The 23261-nt window shown below is 71.3% G+C and carries 19 protein-coding genes and 1 pseudogene; 7 read left to right on the plus strand and 13 right to left on the minus strand.

What is annotated here, in order from left to right:
- Positions 1-65: 65 nt before the first annotated feature.
- The 6 genes from ITP53_RS05430 to ITP53_RS05455 are packed head-to-tail and all read right to left on the minus strand — an operon-like array spanning position 66 to position 7230.
- Positions 66-1667: an ABC transporter ATP-binding protein gene (locus ITP53_RS05430; protein WP_195894173.1), complete on the minus strand. Its 1602-nt coding sequence runs from the start codon at positions 1665-1667 to the stop codon at positions 66-68.
- Entirely contained in the window at positions 1664-2731 is a 1068-nt protein-coding gene (locus ITP53_RS05435; protein WP_207755553.1) for a serine hydrolase domain-containing protein, read from the minus strand. The genes ITP53_RS05430 and ITP53_RS05435 overlap by 4 nt, the downstream gene beginning before the upstream one ends.
- Entirely contained in the window at positions 2728-3891 is a 1164-nt protein-coding gene (locus tag ITP53_RS05440; RefSeq protein WP_195894175.1) for an anhydro-N-acetylmuramic acid kinase, read from the minus strand. The genes ITP53_RS05435 and ITP53_RS05440 overlap by 4 nt, the downstream gene beginning before the upstream one ends.
- Complete coding sequence (locus tag ITP53_RS05445) at positions 3888-4721, minus strand: ABC transporter permease (protein ID WP_195894176.1); 834 nt, start codon at positions 4719-4721, stop codon at positions 3888-3890. The genes ITP53_RS05440 and ITP53_RS05445 overlap by 4 nt, the downstream gene beginning before the upstream one ends.
- Positions 4718-5686 (minus strand): ABC transporter permease, encoded by a 969-nt coding sequence (locus tag ITP53_RS05450; RefSeq protein WP_195894177.1) that lies wholly within the window; start codon positions 5684-5686, stop codon positions 4718-4720. Before ITP53_RS05450 ends, ITP53_RS05445 begins: the two co-directional genes overlap by 4 nt.
- Complete coding sequence (locus tag ITP53_RS05455; RefSeq protein WP_195894178.1) at positions 5686-7230, minus strand: ABC transporter substrate-binding protein; 1545 nt, start codon at positions 7228-7230, stop codon at positions 5686-5688. The genes ITP53_RS05450 and ITP53_RS05455 overlap by 1 nt, the downstream gene beginning before the upstream one ends.
- Before the next feature lie 79 nt (positions 7231-7309).
- Here ITP53_RS05455 and ITP53_RS05460 point away from each other — a divergent pair, with 79 nt between their 5' ends.
- Positions 7310-8194 carry a MurR/RpiR family transcriptional regulator gene (locus ITP53_RS05460; RefSeq protein WP_236050474.1) on the plus strand — a complete coding sequence of 295 codons (885 nt, stop codon included), beginning with the start codon at positions 7310-7312 and terminating at the stop codon, positions 8192-8194.
- Here the strand turns inward: ITP53_RS05460 and ITP53_RS05465 are convergent.
- On the minus strand, positions 8191-8352 hold the full coding sequence (locus tag ITP53_RS05465) for a hypothetical protein (protein WP_195894179.1): 162 nt from the start codon (positions 8350-8352) through the stop codon (positions 8191-8193). The genes ITP53_RS05460 and ITP53_RS05465 overlap by 4 nt on opposite strands.
- A gap of 156 nt (positions 8353-8508) precedes the next feature.
- On the opposite strand from ITP53_RS05465, the gene ITP53_RS05470 reads away from it, so the two are divergent.
- The 3 genes from ITP53_RS05470 to ITP53_RS05480 all read left to right on the plus strand — a co-directional run bounded on the left by ITP53_RS05470 (position 8509) and on the right by ITP53_RS05480 (position 11799).
- Complete coding sequence (locus ITP53_RS05470; protein ID WP_195894180.1) at positions 8509-9405, plus strand: sulfotransferase family protein; 897 nt, start codon at positions 8509-8511, stop codon at positions 9403-9405.
- Positions 9406-9486: 81 nt separating this feature from the next.
- A complete protein-coding gene (locus ITP53_RS05475) occupies positions 9487-11130 on the plus strand; it encodes an arylsulfatase (RefSeq protein WP_195894181.1) in 1644 nt (547 codons plus the stop codon).
- A gap of 150 nt (positions 11131-11280) precedes the next feature.
- Positions 11281-11799 carry a peptidoglycan recognition protein family protein gene (locus ITP53_RS05480; RefSeq protein ID WP_195894182.1) on the plus strand — a complete coding sequence of 173 codons (519 nt, stop codon included), beginning with the start codon at positions 11281-11283 and terminating at the stop codon, positions 11797-11799.
- Positions 11800-11801: 2 nt separating this feature from the next.
- On the opposite strand, the gene ITP53_RS05485 is transcribed toward ITP53_RS05480, so the two are convergent.
- From ITP53_RS05485 to ITP53_RS05510, 6 genes are all read right to left on the minus strand, one after another.
- Positions 11802-12338, minus strand: coding sequence for an NUDIX hydrolase family protein (locus tag ITP53_RS05485; protein ID WP_195894183.1), 537 nt, complete (start codon positions 12336-12338; stop codon positions 11802-11804).
- A gap of 139 nt (positions 12339-12477) precedes the next feature.
- A complete protein-coding gene (nrfD, locus tag ITP53_RS05490; protein ID WP_195894184.1) occupies positions 12478-13479 on the minus strand; it encodes an NrfD/PsrC family molybdoenzyme membrane anchor subunit in 1002 nt (333 codons plus the stop codon).
- Entirely contained in the window at positions 13476-14294 is an 819-nt protein-coding gene (locus ITP53_RS05495) for a 4Fe-4S dicluster domain-containing protein (protein WP_195894185.1), read from the minus strand. Before ITP53_RS05495 ends, nrfD begins: the two co-directional genes overlap by 4 nt.
- A gap of 3 nt (positions 14295-14297) precedes the next feature.
- Positions 14298-17525 carry a formate dehydrogenase gene (fdh, locus tag ITP53_RS05500; RefSeq protein WP_195894186.1) on the minus strand — a complete coding sequence of 1076 codons (3228 nt, stop codon included), beginning with the start codon at positions 17523-17525 and terminating at the stop codon, positions 14298-14300.
- A 77-nt stretch (positions 17526-17602) separates the two neighbouring features.
- Positions 17603-19015, minus strand: a complete 1413-nt coding sequence (locus ITP53_RS05505) for a rhamnulokinase (protein WP_195894187.1) — start codon at positions 19013-19015, stop codon at positions 17603-17605.
- On the minus strand, positions 19012-20013 hold the full coding sequence (locus ITP53_RS05510) for a LacI family DNA-binding transcriptional regulator (protein WP_195894188.1): 1002 nt from the start codon (positions 20011-20013) through the stop codon (positions 19012-19014). The genes ITP53_RS05505 and ITP53_RS05510 overlap by 4 nt, the downstream gene beginning before the upstream one ends.
- 240 nt (positions 20014-20253) lie before the next feature.
- On the opposite strand from ITP53_RS05510, the gene ITP53_RS05515 reads away from it, so the two are divergent.
- The 3 genes and pseudogenes from ITP53_RS05515 to ITP53_RS05525 all read left to right on the plus strand — a co-directional run.
- Positions 20254-22182 carry a beta-galactosidase gene (locus ITP53_RS05515; RefSeq protein WP_195894189.1) on the plus strand — a complete coding sequence of 643 codons (1929 nt, stop codon included), beginning with the start codon at positions 20254-20256 and terminating at the stop codon, positions 22180-22182.
- A 108-nt stretch (positions 22183-22290) separates the two neighbouring features.
- Positions 22291-22608 (plus strand): L-rhamnose mutarotase, encoded by a 318-nt coding sequence (locus tag ITP53_RS05520; RefSeq protein ID WP_195894190.1) that lies wholly within the window; start codon positions 22291-22293, stop codon positions 22606-22608.
- A gap of 10 nt (positions 22609-22618) precedes the next feature.
- Positions 22619-23261: pseudogene (locus ITP53_RS05525) on the plus strand (TIM barrel protein); the annotation flags it as partial.

Genomic DNA, 23261 nt, shown 5'->3' on the forward strand with positions numbered 1-23261 from the left:
AACGCTACGAGCCGCCCACGTGCCGAATGATCTCGCTCACGGCCTGTCGATGGCAGGGACACTCGTCAGCGGGCGGCGCCGGGGATCGCGGCCAGCAGTTCCCTGGTGTAGTCGTCCGATGGATGGTCGAAGATCTCGCCGGCCGTTCCGCTCTCCACGATCCGCCCGTCCCGCATCACGTGCACGGCGTGCGAGATCATCCGTACCACGGCAAGGTCGTGGCTGATGAACAGGTAGCTGACGCCCAGCTCGCGCTGCAACTCGGCGAGCAGTTCCAGGATCTGCGCCTGGACGAGCACGTCGAGCGCGGAGACCGCCTCGTCGAGCACGACCAGATCGGGGGAGAGCGCCAGCGCCCTGGCGATGGCCACCCGCTGCCGCTGCCCGCCGGACAGCTCGTGCGGCAGCCGCTCGGCCGTCGACGCCGGTAGCGACACCTTCTCCAGCAGCTCGGCCGCGGCCTTGCGGCGCTCGGCCGCCGTGCCGACCCGGTGCACCCGGAGCGGCTCCGCGATCGACTTCCCGACGGTGTAGCGGGGGTCGAGCGACGCGTACGGGTTCTGGAACACCGGCTGCACCCGCCGGCGGAAGGCGAACAGCTCGCGCCGCCCCAGCCCGGTCAGGTCGGTGCCGTCGAAGCGGATGCTGCCTGAGGTGAGGTCGTCCAGCCCGAGCAGCAGGTTCGCGGTCGTCGACTTGCCCGAGCCCGACTCGCCCACGATCGAGACCGTACGGCCGCGTGGAATGCCGAACGACACCCCGTCCACCGCCGTGAACTCCTCACCCGTCCCCCTGATGGGGAACACCTTCCGCAGCCCTTCCACCACCACCAGGTCCTCGCGCGGCGGATCGGCGGCCTCCGGTACGGGCAGCCGCACCGACGACAGGCTCGGCACGGCCTTCAGCAGCCGCCGGGTGTACTCGTGGCCGGGCTCGGCCAGGATCTCGGCGGCGGGACCGGTCTCGACGATCTCGCCCCGGTACATCACGGCCACCATGTCGGCCCGCTCCGCGGCCAGCGCCAGGTCGTGCGTGATGAGGAAGACGGCGGTGCCCATCTCCGCGGTGAGCTCCGCGAGCTGGTCGAGGACGCGCCGCTGCACGGTCACGTCCAGCGCGGAGGTCGGCTCGTCGGCGATGAGCAGCCGCGGCCGGCAGGCCAGCCCCATCGCGATCAGCGCGCGCTGCCGCATGCCGCCGGAGAACTCGTGCGGGTACTGCCCGCTCCGCCGCGCCGCGTCGGGGATGCCGGCCAGGTCGAGCAGCTCGGCCGCGCGGGCCCGCGCCGCCCGGCCGGCGGCGACGCCGTGCACCTCCAGGGCCTCCGCGATCTGGTCGCCGATGCGCATGAGCGGGTTGAGGTTCGACATGGGGTCCTGGGGGACCAGGCCGATGCTGGCGCCGCGGATCGCGGTCATCTCGCGCCGGCCGGCCTTGGCCAGGTCACGGCCCTCGAACAGCACCTCGCCGCCGGTGATGCGGCCGTTGCCGGGCAGCAGCCGGTTGACCGCGGCGGCCGTGGTGGACTTGCCCGACCCCGACTCGCCGACGACCGCGACCGTCTGGCCAGGCAGGATCTCCATCGAGACGTTCTTGACGACGGTGACGTCCTGCTTACCGGTGCGGAAGGCGACCGACAGGTCACGGATCTCCAGGAGCGGGGTCATGCGGTCCTCGATCGTTGGGTGGTGGCCTCCAGCAGGGCGTCCCAGAGGGCGTCGGTGGGCGTCGGCGCGCCGTCGACCAGGAGGCGGTTGCTGGCCAGCACCAGGGCGACGTCGTGGCCGGGCACGAAGCCGATCGCGCAGCCCACGTAGCCGGGGTGGCCGAGCACGGTGACCGTCTCGTCCGCGAGGTCCAGCCGGTAGCGGCGGAAGCCGAGCGCCTGCTCGGGATCGGGCCCCGGCGTGAGGAACTCCCGTACGACCTCGGGCCGCCAGAGCCGATCGTGCTCCTCGTAGCGGGACAGCGCGAGGCAGTACTTCAGCAGGTCGGGCACGGTGGAGAAGAGCCCGGCGTGCCCGGAGACCCCGTCGAAGGCGTGGAAGGCGTTGCCGTCCGCGATCTCGCCGAGCACCGGCTCGCGCCGCCAGTGGGCGAAGTCGGTGCTCCGGTACGGCACCGGGTACGGCCGCCCGGTGTCCAGCATGGTCATCTCGACCCGGTCGTCCAGGGCGCTCATCGCCACCTCGGTGCCCGGCGGACGGGCGTACGTCGTCGAGGTGAGGCCGAGCGGCCTGGTGACCAGTTCGGCCACGGCCCGCTCCAGCCGCAGCCCCGTGACGGCCGCGACGATCCGGCCGAGCAGGACGAAGCCGAGGTCGGAGTAGTGCCGCGCGCGGCCGGGCCGGTAGCGCGGCGGCGGCAGCGCCGGCTGGATGTACAGCGGCCACCACTCCCACAGCCCGCCCCGGTGCAGCAGCAGGTCCCGTACGGTGATCGCCTCGTACGACCGCGGCAGGTACGCGCTCAGCGGCGCGTCCAGGTCCACGAGCCGGTCGGACACCAGCCGGATGAGCGCCGTCGTGGTCGCGACGATCTTCGTGACCGAGGCGAGGTCGTGGTAGGTGTCCATGGTCATGGGCGCCTCGCCGGCGAGCGTGCCGTCCGGCGCCCGCCGTACGGTGCGGTGCCCGGTGCACTCGGTCAGGTCGGACCACGGGGTGCGCGCGGCCATGACGAGCCCGGGAGGCGCCTCCACGCGGTCCTCCCGCGGATGTGCCTGACTCATCGCGTGAGCACCAGCGAGCGCGGCGGCACGGCGAGCGGCGCGGGCAGCACGAGCGGCCCGGCGCCCGGCGTCAGCGTGCCGAGGACGCGTGGGGCTCTGGCGCCCGTGCCGCCGGGCACGGTGCCGGGCAGGCCGTGCGCGCTCAGCCAGCCGATCAGCGCGAACGCGATCGCCTCCTTGTCGTCGGCCGGGGCGCCGTAGTCGTCGGACGGCGCCACGTCCACGCCGGGCAGCGCGGCCCGCAGCCCTTCCATGATCACCGGGTTGCGGCAGCCGCCGCCCGAGACGACCAGCGCGTCCACCCCGGCGGCCCGCACGTCGCGGGCCACGGTCCGCACGGTCAGCTCGGTCAGCGTCGCCACCAGGTCGGCGTCGGCCGGCCGGTGACCGGTCTCGGCCAGCGCGGCCTCCACGTACCCGAGGTGGAACAGCTCCTTGCCGGTGCTCTTCGGCGCGGCCAGCCCGTAGTACGGCTCGTCGAGCAGCACCTCGAGCAGTCGCGGGTCCACCCGCCCGGATGCCGCGATCCGGCCGCCCTCGTCGAAGCCGAGCCCGTTCAGCCCTCTGCTCGTCACCACGGCGTCGATCAGCGCGTTCGCCGGCCCGATGTCGTAGGCGTAGAGGTCGCTGTCGCGTACGACGGTCATGTTGGCGATGCCGCCCAGGTTGAGTGCCGCGGCGCCGCCCTCGTGCGCGCCCAGCAGCAGCCCGTCCAGCACCGACACCAGCGGGGCGCCGTGCCCGCCCGCCGTGATGTCGCGGATCCGCACGTCCGACAGCACAGGGACGCCCGTGCGCTCGGCGATCCAGGCGGGCTGCCCGATCTGCAGCGTCCCGCGCGCGTGCGCGCCCTCCACCCAGTGGTAGACGGTCTGCCCGTGCGAGACGACGAGGTCGACAGGACCGCACTCCGCGATCGCCGCCTGCGCGGCGTCCGCGAAGCTCTGCCCGATGAGCGTGTCCAGCACGCACACCTCGGCGAGCGTCGCCGGGGCGGGCGGCAGCGCCGCGATCAGCCGGGCCCGCAGCTCCGCGGGGTACGGCGTGCTCGCCGTGTGCCCGACCCGGCCTTCGAGCAGGCCGCCTGACGCCTCGAAGTCCACCGCCGCCACGTCGATCCCGTCGTGCGAGGTGCCGGAGATCATCCCGAGAACTCTCATGACCGCTTTCCTCGATTCCGCGGGTCGAATGCGTCGCGCAGGCCGTCGCCGAGCAGGTTCAGTCCCACCACGAGCAGCACGACGACCGCGCCGGGGGCGATCAGCGTCCACGGGGCCACGAACACCAGGCTGCGCGCCTCGAAGATCATCGAGCCCAGCGACGGCGCCGGTGGCGGCGTGCCGAGGCCGAGGAAGCTCAGCGAGGCCTCCGTCAGCACCGCCCACGACAGCGACAGCGCCACCTGGATGACGACGATCGAGGTGATGTTCGGCAGGACGTGACGCAGCATGATCTGCCAGCGGCTCTGGCCGGTGGAGACGGCCGCTTTGACGTACTCGATCTCTCTGAGCGACAGCACGGGGCCGCGGGTGACGCGGATGAAGATGGGCACGTACACGATCGCGATCGCCACGGCGATCGTGAACCAGTTGCGGTCCAGCACCGACGCCAGCGACAGCGCCAGCAGCAGCGGCGGGAACGCGAACAGCACGTTCGTCACCCCGCTGATCGCGCCGTCGGCCACGCCGCGGTAGAAACCCGACACGAGCCCGCCGAGCGTGCCCGCCACGGTCGCGAACGCCACCGCGACGATCGCGATGAGCGCCGAGTTGCCCACCTCGGCCGCCACCCGCGAGAACACGTCCCTGCCGAACTGGTCGGTGCCGAACAGGTGCGCGCCCGACGGCCCCAGGAACCGCGACGGCGGGTTCTGCGCGATCGGGTCGTACGGCAGCAGCCCCGCGTACGACAGCACCGCCACGACCGCCAGCACCACCAGGACGGCCAGCCCCGCCACCCCGGCAGGGCCGCGCCGCAGCAGAGCCGTCATGACGCCCTCACCCGCGGGTCGATGATCCGGTAGAGCGCGTCGGTCAGCAGGTTGACGACGACGAACGCCAGCGCGATCACCAGGACCGTGCTCTGCACGACCGCGTACTCCTTCTGCTGGATGCCCAGCAGCACCTGCCTGCCGATGCCCGGCACGGAGAAGATCTGCTCGACCACGACAGCGCCGCCGAGCAGGTAGCCGAACTGCAGCCCGGTCATGGTCACGATCGGCACGAGCGCGTTGCCGAGCACGTGCCTGACCTGCAGCCGCCGCTCGGGCACGCCCTTGGCGCGGGCGGTGCGGACGAAGTCGTTCGAGCGCACCTCCAGCACCGCCGTACGGGTGGTGCGCAGGATCGGCGCCGCGATGCCGAAGCCCAGCACGAGCGCGGGCAGGAGCATCTGACGCAGGTTGAGCAGCGGGTCCTGGAACAGCGTGGCGAAGCCCTGCCCGTTGGGGTTGAACCCGAACGACGCCGCGAAGACCGACAGCAGCGTCGTGGCCAGCAGGAACGCCGGGATCGACAGCCCCGCCAGGCTCACGACCTGGCCGAGTGCGTCCCTGGGGGAGTTCGTCCTCGAGGCCGACAGCATGCCGAGCGGCACGCCGATCAGCAGCGCCAGCACGATGGAGAGCACCGCCAGTTCGAACGTCACCGGCAACGACTGCAGTGTCAGATCCAGCACGCTCTGCTGGGACCGCGCCGAGTAGCCGAGGTTCCCCGTGAACATGTTGCCGAGCCACGAGAAGAACTGGGTGAACAGCGGCTGGTCGAGACCGTAGTAACGCTCCAGCGCCGCCTGCTGGGCCGGGGTCAGCGCGGCGGCCTCGGTGCCGAGCCCGGCCGTGATCTGGTTGCCGGGGATCGCCCTGAGCATGACGAACACGAACACGGCCACCCCGAACAGGGTGCCGATCACGCCCGCCACGCGCCGGACGGCACGGTTGCGTACGAACGCGCGCATCAGCCGACGGACGTCGTACGCAGGTACTGCAGCGAGCCGCTGGCCATCGGGACGAAGCCCCGCACGTTGGCGGTTGTCGCGGTGTAGGTGTAGCCGGCGAACAGCCAGATCCAGGCGGCGTTGTCCTCCAGTTCCGCCGCCACCTGGTCGTAGATCGCCTTGCGCTCGGCCTGGTCGGTCGTGGCCTTGCCCGCGGCGAACAGCTTGTCCAGCTCGGGGGAGCTGTAGCCGGCGACCTTGTTCAGGTTGCCGTCGCTGGTGAAGTAGCGGCCGTAGGAGCCGTCGGGTTCCGGGCGTCCGCCGTTCAGCGCGACGGCCGCGTCGAAGTCGGCCGCCACCCAGCGGTCCACGAACGCGCCGGACTCCAGCACCTCCAGGTCCAGGTTGATCTTGGCCTCGGCCAACTGCGCCTTGAGGTTCTGGGCCTCGTTGACCGAGGTGGCGTACTCGCCCTGGGAGACGATGGTCTTGACGGTCACCCCGCCGGACCTGCCCGCCTTGCCGAGATAGTCGGCGGCTTTGGCCAGATCCCTGTTCGGGCAGGGGCGCTTGTTCGGGTCCGACTTGAACGCCGGGGCGGTGATCGGCCCGGTCACCTCGCCCTCGCCGAGCGCGGCCGTGTCGAGCACCTGCTTGCGGTCGATCGCGCACTGGATCGCCAGACGCACGTTGACGTCCTTGAGGTCGCCGTGCTGCGCGTTGAGCTGCAGGACGTGGTAGTTGAGCTGCGGCGTCTTGGCGACGTTGACCGAGCCGCCCTGCGCGGTCTGGGCGACCAGCGGGTCGTTGAAGACCGCGAGCTGCACGTTGCCCGACTGCATCGCCGAGACGATGGAGGACTCGTCGGGGATGACGCGGAACTCGACCGTGGCCACCTTCGGCTTCTCGGCGCCCCAGTACTTGTCGTTCCTGGCCAGCGTGATCGACTGGCTGGCCACGCGCTTGGTGAGCGTGAACGGCCCGGTGCCGTTGGGCGTGGCGTTGAGCTTCTCCTCGGTGTCGCCTGAGGAGAGCATCGCCATGTTCACCGTGGCCAGATTGGCGGGCAGCGCGGCGTCGGGCCCGGTCAGCTCCAGCACCACCGTGCTCGCGTCTGGCGCCTCGACGGACTTCACCGCGGCCAGCGACGTCCTGGCCACGGCCGCCGTCTTCTCGTCCATGATCTTCTCGAGTGAGGACTTGGCGTCCTCGGAGTCGAACGCGCTGCCGTCGGCGAACGTGACGCCCTGCCGCAGCTTGAGCGTCAGCTTCTCGCCGTCCTCCGAGGTATCCCACGACTCGGCCAGGCCGGGGACCACGTTGAGGTCCTTGTCGAACTCCGTCAGCGTGCCGTACAGGTTCTGCAGCACGTTCACGGCCTGGAACTGGGTGGCCTTCCAGGGGAAGAGCGTGTCAGGGTCGGACGTCACGCCGACCACCAGGCCGCCGCCTGACCCGCCGGTCGCGCCGGTGCCCGTGGCGGGCCCGGTGGAGGCCGAGCAGCTGGTGAGGGCGACGGACAGCACCGCGGCGAGGCCGGCCGCGGAGAACGCGCCACGGGACATGTGGTCTCCTGAAGACGTACGTCATAAAATTACGCAGACCTTACCACCAGGGTATTTATTTTCCTTCGCGCGGGGACGGATGACGATGGCCGAGGACGCCGGGACCCTGCTGATCCGCATCCGCGCGGCCGTGCCCGCGCTGCGGCCGTCGGAGCGGCGCATCGCCGAGACGTTCGTCGCGGATCCCGCCGCCGCGAACCTGTCGATCGCCGAGGTGGCCACCCGCTGCGAGACCTCGACGACCTCGGTCGTCCGCTTCTACCAGCGCCTGGGGTACGCCCACTACAAGCACTTCAGGATCGACCTGGCCAGGGCCGTGGCGCGGGAGGAGCTGAACAGGTCGAGCCTGCCCGAGGTATCAGGCGACATCGACAGGAACGACAGCCTGGAGGGCATCGTCTCCAAGGTGGCGATGAACGAGACCCTGTCCATCGCCGACACGGCCCGCTCGCTCGACATGGAGGCGCTGGGCGAGGCCGTGGCGCTGCTGCTGTCCGCCCGCAGGATCGACAGCTTCGGCGTGGGCGCGAGCGCGCTCGTCGGGCTGGACCTGCAGCAGAAGTTGTCGCGCATCGGGCGTACCGCGCTCAACTGGCACGACTCGCACTCGGCGTGGACGTCGGCGGCCACGCTCGACGGCGCCTGTGTGGCAGTGGCCGTCTCGCACACCGGCGCCACCGTGGACACCGTCGAGTTCCTGTCCATCGCCCGCAGGTCGGGGGCGGCCACGGTGGCGATCACGAACTTCCGCGAGTCGCCGCTGGCCGGCGCGGCCGACGTGACGCTCACGACGGCCGCGCGGGAGACCAGCTTCCGCTCCGGCGCGCTGGGCAGCCGCATCGCCCAGCTCATGGTGGTCGACTGCCTCTTCACGGGGGTCGCGCAGGCCTCCTACGACGAGTCGATGGCGGCGCTGCGCGACACGTACGCGGTCGTGCACGACCGCGTGATCAAGCGGGCCTAGGAAGGACGCTGGAGCGTCTCACAGTCGGCGTCGACCCGGTCGAACCCGGGATCGTCGACGATGGCCAGGTCACCCGATCCCTCGCCGCAGCTCACGCTGAGCTCCGCCGCGCCGTCCTGGACGTTGACCACGTCGTCGCCGCCCCTCGTCGAGCTCATGGTTTTTCCTGATGTCCGTTCTGATCGACGACTTCATAGTCAGGTGAAATCGTTTACGGCTCCGCGGACAACGACACGGAAGATCTGTGCTCCTCGCGACAGGTTCACAGCCCTCATTCACCTGGGGTTCACTGGCTGCCTCTACCTTGTAGGCCCATGAGCTGGAGGTACCGGGCCAACGCGACACTTGAGGGCCTGACGGGATACACACTGACGCGACGGCCGCGCAAAGAGCCGTCCAAGCCGTCACCGAAGCCGCTGAAGCCGTCGCTGGAGCTGCAGCGGCTGCCGGGGGACACGGTCCGGCCGCCGGTGGACCCGGCGCACGACCGGCTGCTGCGCGAGCCGGTCTTCCTGCTGTCATCCGTGCGGTCGGGCTCGACGCTGCTGCGCGTGATGCTCGACAGCCATTCACAGGTGCACTCGCCGATCGAGACGCACTTCAGGCGGATGACGGTGGGTCTCGGCACCGACCCCGTCCGCCAGGCCATGGAGTTGCTCGGGCACACCCACAGCGACATCGAGCACCTCGTCTGGGACCGGCTGCTGCACCGCGAGCTGAGCCGCAGCGGCAAGCCGATCCTGGCGGAGAAGACGCCGAGCAACGTGTTCGCCTGGCGGCGCATCGCCACCTGCTGGCCGGACGCGCGCTTCGTCTTCCTGCTGCGGCACCCGATGTCCATCGTTCAGTCCTGGCACGAGGCCGACCCGGCCAAGCGGCCCATGACGGAGGCGGTGCCGCGCACGCTCAGCTACATGAGGTACCTGGAGGAGGCGCGTACCCATCTGGAGGGCCTGACCGTGCGGTACGAGGCCCTCGTCGCCGACCCCGAGGCCGAGCTGCGCAGGCTCTGCCTGTTTCTCGGCGTCGAGTGGGAGCCGGCGATGCTCAACTACGGGGACAAGGACCACGGCGGCTTCGTCAAGGGCATCGGCGACTGGCGCGAGAAGATCCGCGCGGGCACCGTGGTGGCCGGCCGCCCGCTGCCGTCCGCCGCCGAGATCCCCGAGGAGCTCCACGAGATGTGCCGCAAGTGGGATTACCTGGCCTGACCTTGATTGGTTGCCAGGCTGTGACAGAATTCGCCCCCGATTTGGCCGCCGTTCTCCTGGAGCTCCGATATCTTGCCCTTCGTGATCAACGGCCCTTCGCGCCGCGCTTTACTCGCCGGAGCCCTCACCAGTTTCGCCCTGCCCACCGGGCCCACCGCCGCACAGGCGGCCACCGCGGGCGGCCTGCCCGCGCGGCCCAACATCGTCGTCATCCTGGCCGACGACCTGGGGTGGGGTGAGATAGGAAGCCAGGGACAACGCCTGATCAAGACGCCGAACCTGGACCGGATGGCGGCCCAGGGTGTGCGCTTCACCGCCGCGTACTCGGGGGCGCCGCTCTGCGCGCCCTCCCGGTGCTCGCTGCTCACCGGGCTGCACAACGGGCACAGCACGGTCCGGGAGAACCCCGAGGGCGGGCCCCAGCTCTCGCTCACCGCCGCCGACCTCACCTTCGCCGAGCTCCTGGGGTTATCCGGTTACCGCACGGCGTGCATCGGTAAGTGGGGCTTCGGCCCCGAGGCGGCCGGCCAGGAGTCGCACCCCAACGTCCGCGGCTTCGACGAGTTCTTCGGCTACATCGGCCACAAGCACGCCCACCAGTACTTCCCCAAGTACCTCTGGCACAACGACGAGAAGGTGCAGCTCGACGGCCGCTCGTACGCGCCCCACCTGTTCCGCGAGCGGGCCGTCGAGTTCATCAAGGAAAAAGGCGACGACAACCCCTTCCTGCTGTACTTCGCCAGCAACCTGCCGCACTCGCCGAGTGTCATCCCCGGCGACGCGGGGCCGTACGAGGACAAGCCGTGGAGCGACGCCAACCGCCGGCACGCCGCGCAGGTGGCCAGGCTCGACGACGACGTCGCCGCGCTGCTGCGCGCGCTGCGCGAGGCGGGGATCGCCGACCGCACGCTCGTGCTGTTCATGAGCGACAACGGCCCGCACCGTGAGAAGGGCGTGACGCCCACGCTGTTCAACTCCAACGGCCCCTACCGCGCCGACAAGCGCGACGTGTACGAGGGCGGCATCCGCGTGCCGCTGATCGCCTGGTCACCCGGGCTGCGGCCGCGCGTGGTGAAGCAGCCGGTGGCCGCGTGGGACCTGCTGCCGACGATGGCGGACCTGGCCAGGGTGCCCATCCCGGCCCACCTCGACGGGCGCTCCTTCCGCGGGCTGCTCACCGGAGACCGCGTCACCCCGCACGACCACCTGGTGTGGAACCGGCCGCGCAAGGCCCAGGCCATCAGACGCGGCCGGTGGAAGGCGGTCAGGTTCGCACCCAACATCGAGGGCGCCGGTCCCGAGGGCCGTATCGAGCTGTACGACCTGACCGCCGACCGGGGCGAGCACGTGGACCTCGCCTTCACCCGCCCCGACCTGGTCGCCGAGCTGATGGCCACGCTCGACGCCTCGATCGGCCCGGACCCGCGCACCCCGTACGGGCTGCGCACCGAGATCGACGGCGACCAGATCGTCGTGACCCTGCACAACGGCTCGTCCGTGCCGTGGTACGACGTCAGACTCGGCCTCGACGGGTCACGCAGGGCCAGGTCGGAGAAGGTGCCCGTGGTGGAGCCCGGCACCGCGGTCGCGGTGGGCTTCCCGCTGCCCTCCACCGGCCGCCGGATCACCGCCAGGGCCGCGTTCGACACCGCCGGCAGGTCCCACGTCTTCCGCAAGGTCCACCGCGGGAACTTCGGCGCACGCCCGCTCAGCGGCTCTCGCTGAGTCCCGCCGCCTGCCGGTGCACGCGTCAGCGGTGCCCCGGCAGGCGGGCGTCACCTGAACGGCACGCGACCCTGGTTACCTGAAGTAATGACATCGCTACGCAAAGTTGGGAGGCTGGTTGCTAGGGTATTCCGTTCAGGAGAGGAACACATGGATGTGATCACCCGTGCCGAGTGGCACGCGAAGAAGCCGAGCAGCGGCTACACCCGCCTGGCGTCCACCCGAGGCGTGAAGATCCACTACACCGGTGGCAAGGTCCCCGCCGACCTCGCCGAGCCGGGCAGCCACGATCGCTGCGTCGACATGGTCAGGGCCATCCAGCGCATGCACATGTCGGGCGGGCGCGGCGAGACGTACATCGACCTGGGCTACAACATGGTGTGCTGCCCCCACAGGCGCACGTTCATGGGGCGCGGCCCGCACGCGCTACCGGCCGCCAACGGCGCCGGGCTCAACACCGGCCACTACGCGGTGCTGGCCCTGCTGGGCGACTCCGGGCTGGTCGAGCCCAACGACGACCTGCTGCACGCCCTGGTCGACGCCATCGAATACCTCCGCGAGCACGGCGACGCCGGGCGCGAGGTCAAGGGCCACCGGGACGGCTACGCCACCTCGTGTCCCGGCGACCCGCTCTACCGCTGGGTGCGCCGGGGCGCCGAGCGGCCCTGAGCTCAGGGCAGGCGGCCCACGTGGGCGAGCGCCTGCCTCAGCAGCACCCCCTGGCCGCCGGCCATCTCCTGCTGCACCACCGGCGACGCCGCCTCCTCGGGCGTGAACCACACCAGGTCCAGCGCGTCCTGCCGGGGCCGGCAGTCGCCGGCGACGGGGACTATGTAGGCCAGGGACACGGCGTGCTGCCGGGGATCGTGGTACGGCGTGACGCCGGGCGTGGGGAAATACTCGGCGACGGTGAACGGCTGCGGGGAGACGGGGATGCGGGGGAGTGCCACGGGACCGAGGTCCTTCTCCAGATGGCGCAGCAACGCGTCGCGGACCCGCTCGTGGTGCAGCACACGTCCCGAAACCAGCGCCCGGCTGACCGTCCCGTCGTTCGCGATGCGCAGCAGCAGACCGACGCGGGTCACCACGCCGGTGTCGTCCACCCGCACCGGCACGGCGTCGACGTAGAGTATCGGCATCTGGGCCCGCACCGACTCCAGCTCTTCGGGTGCCAGCCAGCCAGACGCGGTTTCGGTCTTTTCGGTCATCTCCCGATCGTACGGCCCCGCCGGGTTCCAGGAGGCGATGTAGTCATGGCGGCCGGCAGCGACCGGCCGGCCACCCAGGACGCGGCGCATATCACCAGTACGATGCCCATGAACGGCAGATATTCGATGACTTTTCGCTTCATGTGAGGTCACGCTTCGCTTTCTCCTGGGCCAGCCGCCTGCGTTGCGGCTGCACGGTGTACTTCGGGTCGTTCGCCGACTCCATCCCGGCATGGAAGATCCCGAACCGGGTGAGCGCCGACCCCGCCAGCAGGGCCGCCCCCGCCGCCGCGGCCGCGAGCCTGCTGCGCCGGCCTGCGGTGATCCCGGCGAGCGCGCCGGCCAGGGACAGCGCCTCGCCGGCGCGCAGCAGCCTGCTGCGCCTGAGCGGCTCGGCCACCGGCCCCATCCGCCGCTCCATCCGAGCGGCGGCCAGGCACTCGGCGGCCGCGCCCGCCAGGGCCGCCCGGCGGGCGGGACCCGCCTCGGCGAGCGGCGCGGCCAGCATCCCGAGCCCGCCCGCCGCCGCCGCTGCCGAGCCGGCGAACAGGAACGGCATCTCGCGGTACCCCTCGTGCCAGGCGGGCACGGCGGTGTCGCAGATGAGGGCGGCGGTGTAGGTGGCGACGGCGGGCCCGGCCAGTCCCGCCCCGATGGTGGCGGCCCGGCCGGCGCCGGGCAGCAGCCCGGTCGTGGCGGTGGCCGCCGCCACCCCGGCCTGCGGGCCGTAGGCGGTGAGGATCCAGGTGCCCACGCTCATGGGCGAGGTCACCTTGAACACCCGCAGCATGTTGAGGAAACGGGCGGGCCTGCCGAGGTCGTGGATCAGCGCGTACAGCGAGCCGCCCAGCGCGCACAGGGCGCCGACCTTGCTCGCCCTGGCCAGGTGCGGCCTGCCGGTGAGCTCCGCGGCGGCGGCCAGCGTGGAGGAGGCGCCCGCCAGGCCGCCGAGGAACAGGTAGGCGGCGATGTCGTGCGCCTGCCACGTCGGCTCGTTCAGCACCGGCTGCCCGTAGTAGGAGTCGGGGCCGGTCCCCGCCGGCGTGAGCCGCGCGCGGCGGCCTCCCGCCGAGCCGGGCGTCGCCTCGCGGTCGGGGCGCAGCTCCGCCGAGCCGTCCAGCCGGACGTCGGTCTGACTCATGAGCCTCTCCTCCAGGTCGTCGCCGCCACGCCCGCGAGCAGGGTGAGGGCCGCGACTCCGACGTGCCGCCACATCGACGGCAGATCCTTGGTGGTCACCACGGGGTCCGGCGGCAGGCCGTACACCTCGGGCTCGTCCAGCAGCAGGAAGAACGCGCCCATGCCGCCCACGCCGTCGCCTGGGTCGTTGCCGTACAGGCGGGCGGAGGACATCCCGGCCTCCCGCACCTGCGCGAGCCGCCGCTCGGCCCGCTCCCGCAGCTCGTCCAGATCGCCGAACTGGATGGAGTCCGTCGGGCACGTCTTGGCGCAGGCCGGCTCCTCACCGGCGCCCAGGCGGTCGTAGCACATCGTGCACTTGGCCGCCGTGCCGGTGCTCTCCCGCTTGCCGATCACCCCGAAGGGGCACGCGGGGACGCAGTAGCCGCAGCCGTTGCACACGTCCTCCTGCACCACGACCGTGCCGTACTCCGTGCGGAACAGCGACCCGGTCGGGCACACGTCCAGGCAGGCCGCGTGCGTGCAGTGCTTGCACACGTCGGAGGACATCAGCCAGCGGAAGTCCATGTCGCCGACCCCTGGCTCCTGGCGGCCGAGCGGAACGCGCTGCTCGATGAAGGCCACGTGCCGCCACGTGTCGGCGCTCAGGCTCACGGTGTTGTCGTAGGACATGCCGGTGAAGTTCAGGCCGTCCTCAGGGACGGCGTTCCACTCCTTGCAGGCCACCTCGCACGCCTTGCAGCCGATGCACACGCTGGTGTCGGTGAAGAACCCCACGCGCCCGTCGCCGAGCTTCTCCTCCAGGTCGAACGCCATGACTCACGCCTCCGTTCCTGTGCCGGCGGTCACGCCGGCCCGCCGCCGGTAGGACATGACCAGTTCGGGCAGCGCGGGACCGCGCGGCCGCCGCCCCGGGCGGATGTCCGCCGACAGGGCCTTGACCTCCTGGATGTGGGAGTTGGGGTCCAGCGAGATCGACGCCAGCTCGTTGGCCGCGTCACCGGTCGCCAGGCCGTTGGGCCCGTAGTGGAACGGCAACCCGATCTGGTGCAGCACCCGCCCGTCGAGGTGCAGCGACGGGATCCGGTCCGTGACGAGCACCCTGGCCTCGATGGCGTTGCGCGCCGTGACGATCGTGGCCCAGTCCCCGTGTACGAGCCCCCGTTCGGCCGCCAGCTCCGGCGACACCTCGCAGAACATCTCCGGCTGCAACTCGGCCAGGTACGGCGTGTGCCGGCTCATGCCGCCCGCGGTGAAGTGCTCGGTCAACCGGTACGTCGTGACCACGTACGGATAGACCGACGAGCCAGGTTCGTCCCCGCTCGGGTGGTACCGGTTGGCCTCGTGCGGGTAGACCTTGCGCGCCGGGTTGCGCTGGTGCCTGTACAACGGATTGGCCACCGGCGAGTCCTGCGGCTCGTAGTGCGTCGGCAGCGGCCCGTCCACCACCCCGGCAGGGGCGAACAGCCAGCCCTTCCCGTCGGCCTGCATGATGAACGGGTCGATCCCCGACAACGCCGCCACACCCGTCGCGTCCGGCGGCGGCCGGTAGCCGGGGCTCTTGTCGGCCTCGAAGTCGGGCACGTCGTGGCCGGTCCAGCGGCCCGCGCCGGCGTCCCACCAGACCAGCCGCTTGCGCTCGCTCCACGGGCTGCCGTCCGGCCTGGCCGAGGCCCTGTTGTAGAGGATGCGCCGGTTCGCGGGCCAGGCCCACGCCCACTCGGCGGCGATCCAGTCCTGCTCGGCGGCCGGTTTGCGGCGGGCCGCCTGGTTCACGCCGTCGGCGCGTACGCCGCAGTAGATCCAGCAACCGCACGCCGTGGAGCCGTCGTCCTTGAGCGCGTGGTAGCCCGGCAGCGGCCGGCCGTGCGCGTCCCAGCCGTTGATCTCGGCCTGCACCGCGTCCGCGGAGGGCTCGGCCGTCTCGCCCTCGACCGGGTAGTCCCAGGTGAGCTCAAGGACGGGCGCGTCCATCGGATCCGTCGAGCCCGCCAGCTTCTGCCGGATGATCCGCCCCAGGTGGTACATGAACCACAGGTCGCTGCGGGCGTCCCCGGCGGGCTCGACGGCCTGGAAGTGCCACTGCAGCAGCCGGTTGGTGTTGGTGAAGCTGCCGTTCTTCTCGGTGTGCGACGCCGCGGGGAAGAAGAAGACCTCGGTGCCGATGTCGGCCGTCCTCATCTCGCCCGTCTCGATCTCCGGGCCGTCCTTCCACCAGGTGGCGCTCTCGATCAGGCTGAAGTCGCGTACGACGAGCCAGTCGAGCTCGGCCATGCCGAGCCGCTGCATCCTGGCGTTGGCCGAGCCGACCGCCGGGTTCTCGCCCAGCAGCATGTAGCCCTTGCAGGTGCCGTCGAGTTGCGCCACCACGGTGTCGTACGTGCTGTGCGAGCCCGTCAGCCTGGGCAGGTAGCCGAACCTGAAGTCGTTGTCCGGCTGCGCGGAGTCCCCCCACCACGCCTTGAGCAGGCTCACCAGGTAGGCGGGCATGTTCGCCCAGAACCCCTTGTGCGGCGCGTCCGCCTGAAGGAAGTCGGCCAGCCGCTCGTTCTCGTGCGCGTGCGGCATCGGGATGTAGCCGGGCAGCAGGTTGAACAGCGTCGGGATGTCGCTGGAGCCCTGGATGCTGGCGTGCCCGCGCAGCGCCTGGATGCCGCCGCCGGGCCGGCCGATGTTGCCGAGCAGCAGTTGCAGGATGCTCGCCGCCCGGATGAACTGCGACCCGTCGCTGTGCTGCGTCCAGCCGACCGCGTAGACGAACTCGGACGTCTTGTCCTGCCCGGAGTTCTCCGTCAGATGGCGGCACACCTTCGCGAACATCCGCTGTGGCACCCCGCACACCCGCTCCACCATCTCCGGCGTGTAGCGGGCGTAGTGGCGGCGCAGCACCTGCAGGACGCAGCGCGGGTGGCGCAGCGTCTCGTCCCGGTTCGGTGTGCCGTCCATCGGGGCGCCGGTGGCGCCGAACGTCTCCGTACGGCCCGGCGGCACCTTGCCCGACCGCCGCTCATAGTCCGTGTCCCGCTCTCCCGACGCCGCCACGACCGACATGCCCTCGTACTGCCAGGAGTCGTTGTCGTAGGTGCGGTTCTCGGCGTTGAAGCCGGAGAAGACGCCGTCCTCGTCCTCGGCGTCGCGGTAGTCCTCGCGCAGGATGGTCGCCGCGTTGGTGTAGTTGACCACGTACTCGTGGAAGAACAGGTCGTTCTCCAGCACGTGGCGGATGAGCCCGCCGAGGAAGGCCACGTCGGAGCCCGCGCGGATGGGCACGTGCAGGTCGGCCAGCGCGCTGGTGCGGGTGAAGCGCGGATCGACGTGGATGACGACCGCGCCGCGCGCCTTGGCCTCCATCACCCACTGGAAGCCCACCGGATGCGCCTCGGCGAAGTTCGCCCCCTGGATGACGACGCAGTCGGAGTGTTGCAGGTCCTGCATGAACGTGGTCGCGCCGCCCCGCCCGAACGACGTGCCCAGCCCCACCACGGTCGAGCTGTGGCACACCCTGGCCTGGTTCTCGATCTGCACCACGCCGAGCGCCGTCAGCAGCTTCTTGATGAGGTAGTTCTCCTCGTTGTCGAGCGTCGCGCCGCCCAGGCTGGCGATGCCCATGGTCCGCGCGGTGCGCCGGCCCTCGTGCTCCCACTCCCAGGTCTCGCGCCGGGTGGCGATGATCCGGTCTGCCACCATGTCCATGGCGGTGGCCAGGTCGATCGCCTGCCACTCCGAGGCTCCAGGCGCCCGGTAGAGCGTCTGGTAGCGGCGGCTGGCGCCGGTGGTGAGCTGGAGGGTCGCCGCGCCCTTCGGGCACAGCCGGCCGCGGCTGATCGGTGAGTCGGGGTCGCCCTCGATCTGGACCACCTTGTCATCCTGTACGTACACGTTCTGGGCGCAGCCCACCGCGCAGTACGGGCACACCGACTTGACCACGCGGTCCGCCGTCGCGATACGGGGCCGCAACGACTCCGTCGCGGCCGACTTCACCGACTCCCCCAGCCCGAGACGGTCCTTGCCGGTCAACTGCCGCAGCAACGGCCACGTGAAATTCATGACACCCCCCGATGCCCCCGGTCGGCTTCCTGCCCTTCTCGGGCCGGGCGAAAACCGGGGGAAGCAGGTCAGAGGGGTCAGAAGAGGCGCGAAGCGGCCTCGGCCCAGGCGTCGCCGGACCCAGCCGGCTCGTAGCGGCGCAACGGCTGAGACGAGGCGACCAGGGCACGCATCTCGGCCACGCCGGAGACGAGCCCCGCCGCGCGGGCCTGCACGAGCACGTTGCCGAACGTGGTCGCCTCCGCCGGTCCCGCCACCACCGGCAGCCCGCAGGCGTCCGCGGTGAACTGGCACAGCAGTTCGTTGCGCGACCCGCCGCCCACCAGGTGCACGACCTCGACCTCGCGCCCCGACAGCTCCATCGCCTGCCGCACGGCCAGCCGGTGCCCGAGCGCCAGGCTCTCCAGCACGCAGCGGACGTACGCGGCGGGTGACGCGGGCGGCCGCTGCCCGGTGCGGCGGCACTCGGCCGCGATCCTGGCCGGCATGTCGCCCGGCGGCAGGAACACCGGCTCGTCCGGGTCCACCACGGCGGCGAACGGCCGCTCGCCCGCCGCGGCCGCCAGCAGGTCGCCGAGGTCGGAGCCCGGCCAGGCGCGCAGGCACTCCTGCAGCAGCCACAGTCCCATGACGTTGCGCAGGTAGCGGACGGTGCCGTCGACGCCGGCCTCGTTGGTGAAGTTCGCGGCCCGGCTCTCCGGCGTCAGCACCGGTCCTGGCAGCTCCACCCCGGCCAGCGACCAGGTGCCGCACGAGATGTAGGCGAAGGCCGGCCCAGACGCCGGCACCGCGGCGACGGCCGAGGCCGTGTCGTGCGAGGCCACCGCCCTGACGGGCGCCGACCAGCCGATCTCCGCGGCCACGTCGCGCCGCAGGCCGCCGAGCGCCTCGCCGGGCTGCCGCAGTGGCGGGAACAGCTCCGGCGGCAGGCCGAGCCGCTCGATCAGCGGCACCGCCCACGACCTGGTGCGTACGTCGAGGAGCCCCGTCGTCGAGGCGTTGGTCACCTCCGCGCCCAGCTCGCCGGTCAGCCAGTAGCCGATCAGGTCGGGGATCAGCAGCATCGTCGCCGCCTGGTCGAGGCGGTCGGCCAGCAACTGGTAGATCGTGTTGAACGGGAGCACCTGCAGGCCGGAGACCTCGTACAGGGTGGCCGCCCCGACCGTGGCCGCCACCTGCTCCGGCACGCCCCGCGTACGGTCGTCGCGGTAGTGCACCGGATTGCCGAGCAGCGAGCCCGACTCGTCGAGCAGCCCGTAGTCCACCGCCCACGCGTCCACTCCGACCGACGAGACAGGCCCGGCCGCGCCCAGGCCCGCCAGGATCTCGCGGTAGAGGCCGAGGATGTCCCAGTGGAGGCGGCCCGCCACGCGCACCGGCCCGTTCGGGAAGCGGTGCGCCTCCGTGAGCCGTAACCCGTCGGACAGGTCGGCCACCATCACCCGGCCGCTGGAGGCGCCGAGGTCCACCGCGGCGAAACGCCGGCTCATTGCGTCGACTCCCTCGCGATCAGCTCAGGCTGGAACATGATGTGCTGGTGGGCGTGCGTCTCGGGGTTGTCGCACTCGTCGAGCAGCAGCTCGGTGGCGATGCGGCCGAGCTGGTAGGTCGGCTGGCGCATCGAGCTCAGCGACACGGCCGAGGCGGCCGCGAAGTCGATGTCGTCGTATCCGATCAACGCCACGTCCTCGGGCACCCGCACCCCGGCCCGCAGCAGTCCGCGCAGCACGCCGAGCGCCAGCAGGTCGTTGGCGCAGAAGACGGCCTCGGGCAGCCCGGCGGCGATCAGCCCGGCGGCCGCCTGCTCACCCGCGCGGGCCGTCATCGTGGCCGCCTCCATGACCCGCAACTCCTCCGGGTCCAGCCCGCCGGAGCGCATGGCCGCCTTGGCGCCCTCCCGCCGCTCCACGCACTGCCTGATCGTCAGCGGCCCGGTGACGTAGGCGACGCTGCGCGCGCCCCTGGCCAGCAGGTGCGCGACAGCCGCCCGGCCGCCCGCCACGTCGTCGACGGCCACCGCGCACTGGTCGGGGCGGTGCGCCGGGTGATCCACGAGCACCACGCTGATGCCGTGCCCGCGCAGCCGTTCCAGCCTGGCCGGGTCCTCGCCCGACGGGGTGATGAGCACGCCGCGGACCCGGTGCTCGGCCAGCACCCGCAGGTTGCGGTCCTCCTTGTCCTGCGAGCCCGCCGAGTTGCCCAGGATCACCGCGTAGCCCAGGTCGCTGACCACGTCCTCGACCCCGGCCGCTACCTCGGTGAAGAACGGGTTGCCTATGTCGATCACGCTCAGGCCGATGGTCCTGCTGTGCCCGGCGCGCAGCGTCGAGGCCGAGCCGTGCCTGACGAACCCCAGCTCGCTGATGACGGCCTCCACCCGCTCCCGTGTGGCGGGCGCGACCTTGCCTGGCCGGTTCAGTACGTTGGAGACCGTGCCTGGGGAGACGCCGGCGTGGGCGGCGACGTCCTTGATGCTGACCATGGCCATGGAGCCCAATTAAAACGTACTAACCAACGGTACGCCAGTCAGGCAACGGTGGGTGCGCCTGTTGGAGGCCGCTCTTTCGTAAAACGTTCTACTAATGTCTCGCGAAATCGCCCTGGCTGATCAGCGGGGACCCGCTCATGGCGGTGGGGCGGCACTTGTGCCCCACGGTAGAGGAACGTTTTAATCCCGGTGAACACCGTGTTCCAGACAGTAACCGGAAAATCGCGAAAGGCAGGCTTCATGCCCGACGTCATCTCCTACGGCGGAGACTGGAGTCCCGAGCAGTGGCCCGAGGAGACATGGAAGCAGGACGTCGCGCTGATGCGCGAGGCCGGCGTCAACCGGGTCAGCGTCGGGATCTTCTCCTGGTCGGCGCTGGAGCCCGTCGAGGGCGTGTTCGACTTCGACTGGTTCGACCGCGTGCTGGACCTGCTCGCGGCGAACGGGATCAGGGCCAACCTGGCCACCCCGACCGCCGCCCCGCCCCCGTGGTTCGGCGACGCCTACCCCGAGGCGCTCCCCGTGGACGCCGACGGGCGGCGGCTGTACCACGGCAGCAGGCAGGGATTCTGCCCCAGCTCGCCGATCTACCGCGACAAGGCCCTGCGGATCGCCGAGCAGGTCGCCCTCCGCTACCGGGACCACCCGGCGCCGGCGATGTGGCACGTGCACAACGAGTACGGCTGCCACAACGCCCGCTGCTACTGCGACACCTCCGCCGCCGCCTTCCGCGCCTGGCTGCGCTCCCACTACGCCTCGCTCGACGAGCTCAACGACGCGTGGGGCACCGCGTTCTGGTCCCAGCGCTACACCGACTGGGCGCAGATCCTGCCGCCCCGCGCGACCCCCAGCTTCACCAACCCGGGCCTGCAACTCGACTTCCGCAGGTTCAGCTCGGACGCGCTGCTCGAGCTGTACATCGGCGAGCGCGACCTGCTGAGGAAGCTCACCCCGCACGTGCCCGCGACCACGAACCTGATGGCGGGCGCCCACTGGGACATGGACTGCTGGGCCTTCGCCGCCGAAGTGGACGTGGTCTCCACCGACCACTACCTGATCGGCGCCCGCCCGGAGCCGCACATCGACCTGGCCTTCGCCGCCGACTACGCGCGCTCGCTGAACGGCGGGCGCCCCTGGCTGCTGATGGAGCACTCGACCAGCGCGGTCAACTGGCAGCCGCGCAACCTCGCCAAGGCCCCCGGCGAACTGCGCCGCAATTCCCTGTCCCACCTGGCCAGGGGAGCGGACGGGATCATGTTCTTCCAGTGGCGGGCCTCGCGGGCGGGCGCCGAGAAGTGGCACTCGGCGATGCTGCCGCACGCCGGCACCGACACCAAGATCTGGCGCGAGGTCACGGCGCTCGGCGCCGAACTGGCCGGGCTCGCGGACGTCGCGGGCAGCACGGTCGAGGCCGGCGTCGCGCTTCTCGTCGACCACTCCAGCGTGTGGGCGCAGGACCATCCCGCCCAGCCCAGCTCGGATCTGGACCCGGTCGAGGAGGCCAAACGCTGGCACGCCGCGCTCTGGCGGGCGGGCGTCACCTGCGACCTGGCCCATCCCGAGGGCGACCTGACCGGCTACCGCCTGGTGCTGGTGCCCGCGCTCTACCTGGTGAGCGATGCGGGGGCGGCCAATCTGGCCGAGTTCGTCCGCCGGGGCGGGGTCGCGCTGGTGGGGCCGTACAGCGGGATCGTGGACGAGCACGACCGGGTGCGGCTGGGCGGCTACCCCGGCGCGTGGCGCGACCTGCTCGGGGTGCGCGTCGAGGAGTTCTTCCCGCTGGACGGCCCGATCCGGCTGGTGTCGGGCGCCACGGGGACCGTCTGGAGCGAGGTGGCGCACGCCGACGGCGCCGAGGTCCTCGACGCGTACGCGACCGGCGAGCCCGCATGGACCCGCAACGCGTGGGGTGCGGGCGCCGCGCACTACCTGACCACCAGGCTCGACGACGACGCCCTGGCCGGGGTCCTCGCCGCCGTCCGGGCGGAGGCCGGCGTCGAGCCGGCGGCCGAGGCGCCTCCGGGCGTGGAGGTCGTACGCCGCTCCCACGCCGACGGCCGCGCGTACCTCTTCGCGATCAACCACACGGCCGGGGACGCCGCCGTGACCACGCCCGCGGGGGAGACGATCATCGTGCGGGCGGGCGATGTCGTCGTGGTCCCTGGTTAAAACGTGTCATCGAACGGTAGGGGCCTCATGGGGCCGGAACCCGCATTGACAGCGCACCTGGAATCATAGTTTCCTGGCGAGCATTAAAACGTTTTGAGAGGAGTGTCAGTGCAACGCGTCTGCTTCCTGCTGAAAGTCCGCCCAGAGCGGCTGGCGGAGTACCGCGAACGCCACCAGGAGGTCTGGCCGGAGATGCGAGAGGCGCTGTCGCGCACCGGCTGGCACAACTACTCGCTCTTCCTTAGAGACGACGGCCTGCTCGTGGGCTACCTGGAGACCGACGACTTCGAGGCCACCAAGAAGGCCATGGCCGAGACCGAGGTCAACGCTCGCTGGCAGGCCGAGATGGCGCCGTTCTTCGAGGACCTCGACGGGCGCCCCGACGAGGGCATGCACACGCTGGACGAAGTGTTCCACCTGGATTGATCGGGGAGCAATGACAGACATCAAGGCCGCGCTGCGAGCCCAGCACATCGAGACGCCGTCGTGGGCGTTCGGCAACAGCGGCACCAGGTTCAAGGTGTTCGCGCAGAAGGGGGTGCCGAGGGACCCGTACGAGAAGCTGGCCGACGCCGCCCAGGTGCACGCCTACACCGGGGTCGCGCCGACGGTCGCGCTGCACATCCCGTGGGACAAGGTGACCGACTACGCCGACCTGGCCAGGCACGCCAGTGACCTGGGCGTGGGCATCGGAGCCATCAACTCCAACGTCTTCCAGGACGACGACTACATGCTCGGCAGCGTCACCAACCCGGCGGCGGGGGTCCGGCGCAAGGCCACCGACCACCTGCTGGAGTGCGTAGACATCATGGACGCCACCGGCTCCGACACCCTCAAGCTCTGGTTCTCCGACGGCCTCAACTACCCGGGCCAGGACGACATCCGGGCCCGCCAGGACCGGCTCGCCGAGTCGCTGGCCGAGGTCTACGACCGGCTCGGCGACGACCAGCGCTTCCTGCTGGAGTACAAACTGTTCGAGCCCGCCTTCTACGCCACCGACGTGCCCGACTGGGGCACCGCGTACGCGCACTGCGTCAAACTCGGCCCCAAGGCGCAGGTGGTGGTGGACACCGGGCACC

Origin of the sequence: Nonomuraea cypriaca (genome assembly GCF_015645445.1) — a bacterium.
Lineage (GTDB): Bacteria > Actinomycetota > Actinomycetes > Streptosporangiales > Streptosporangiaceae > Nonomuraea > Nonomuraea cypriaca.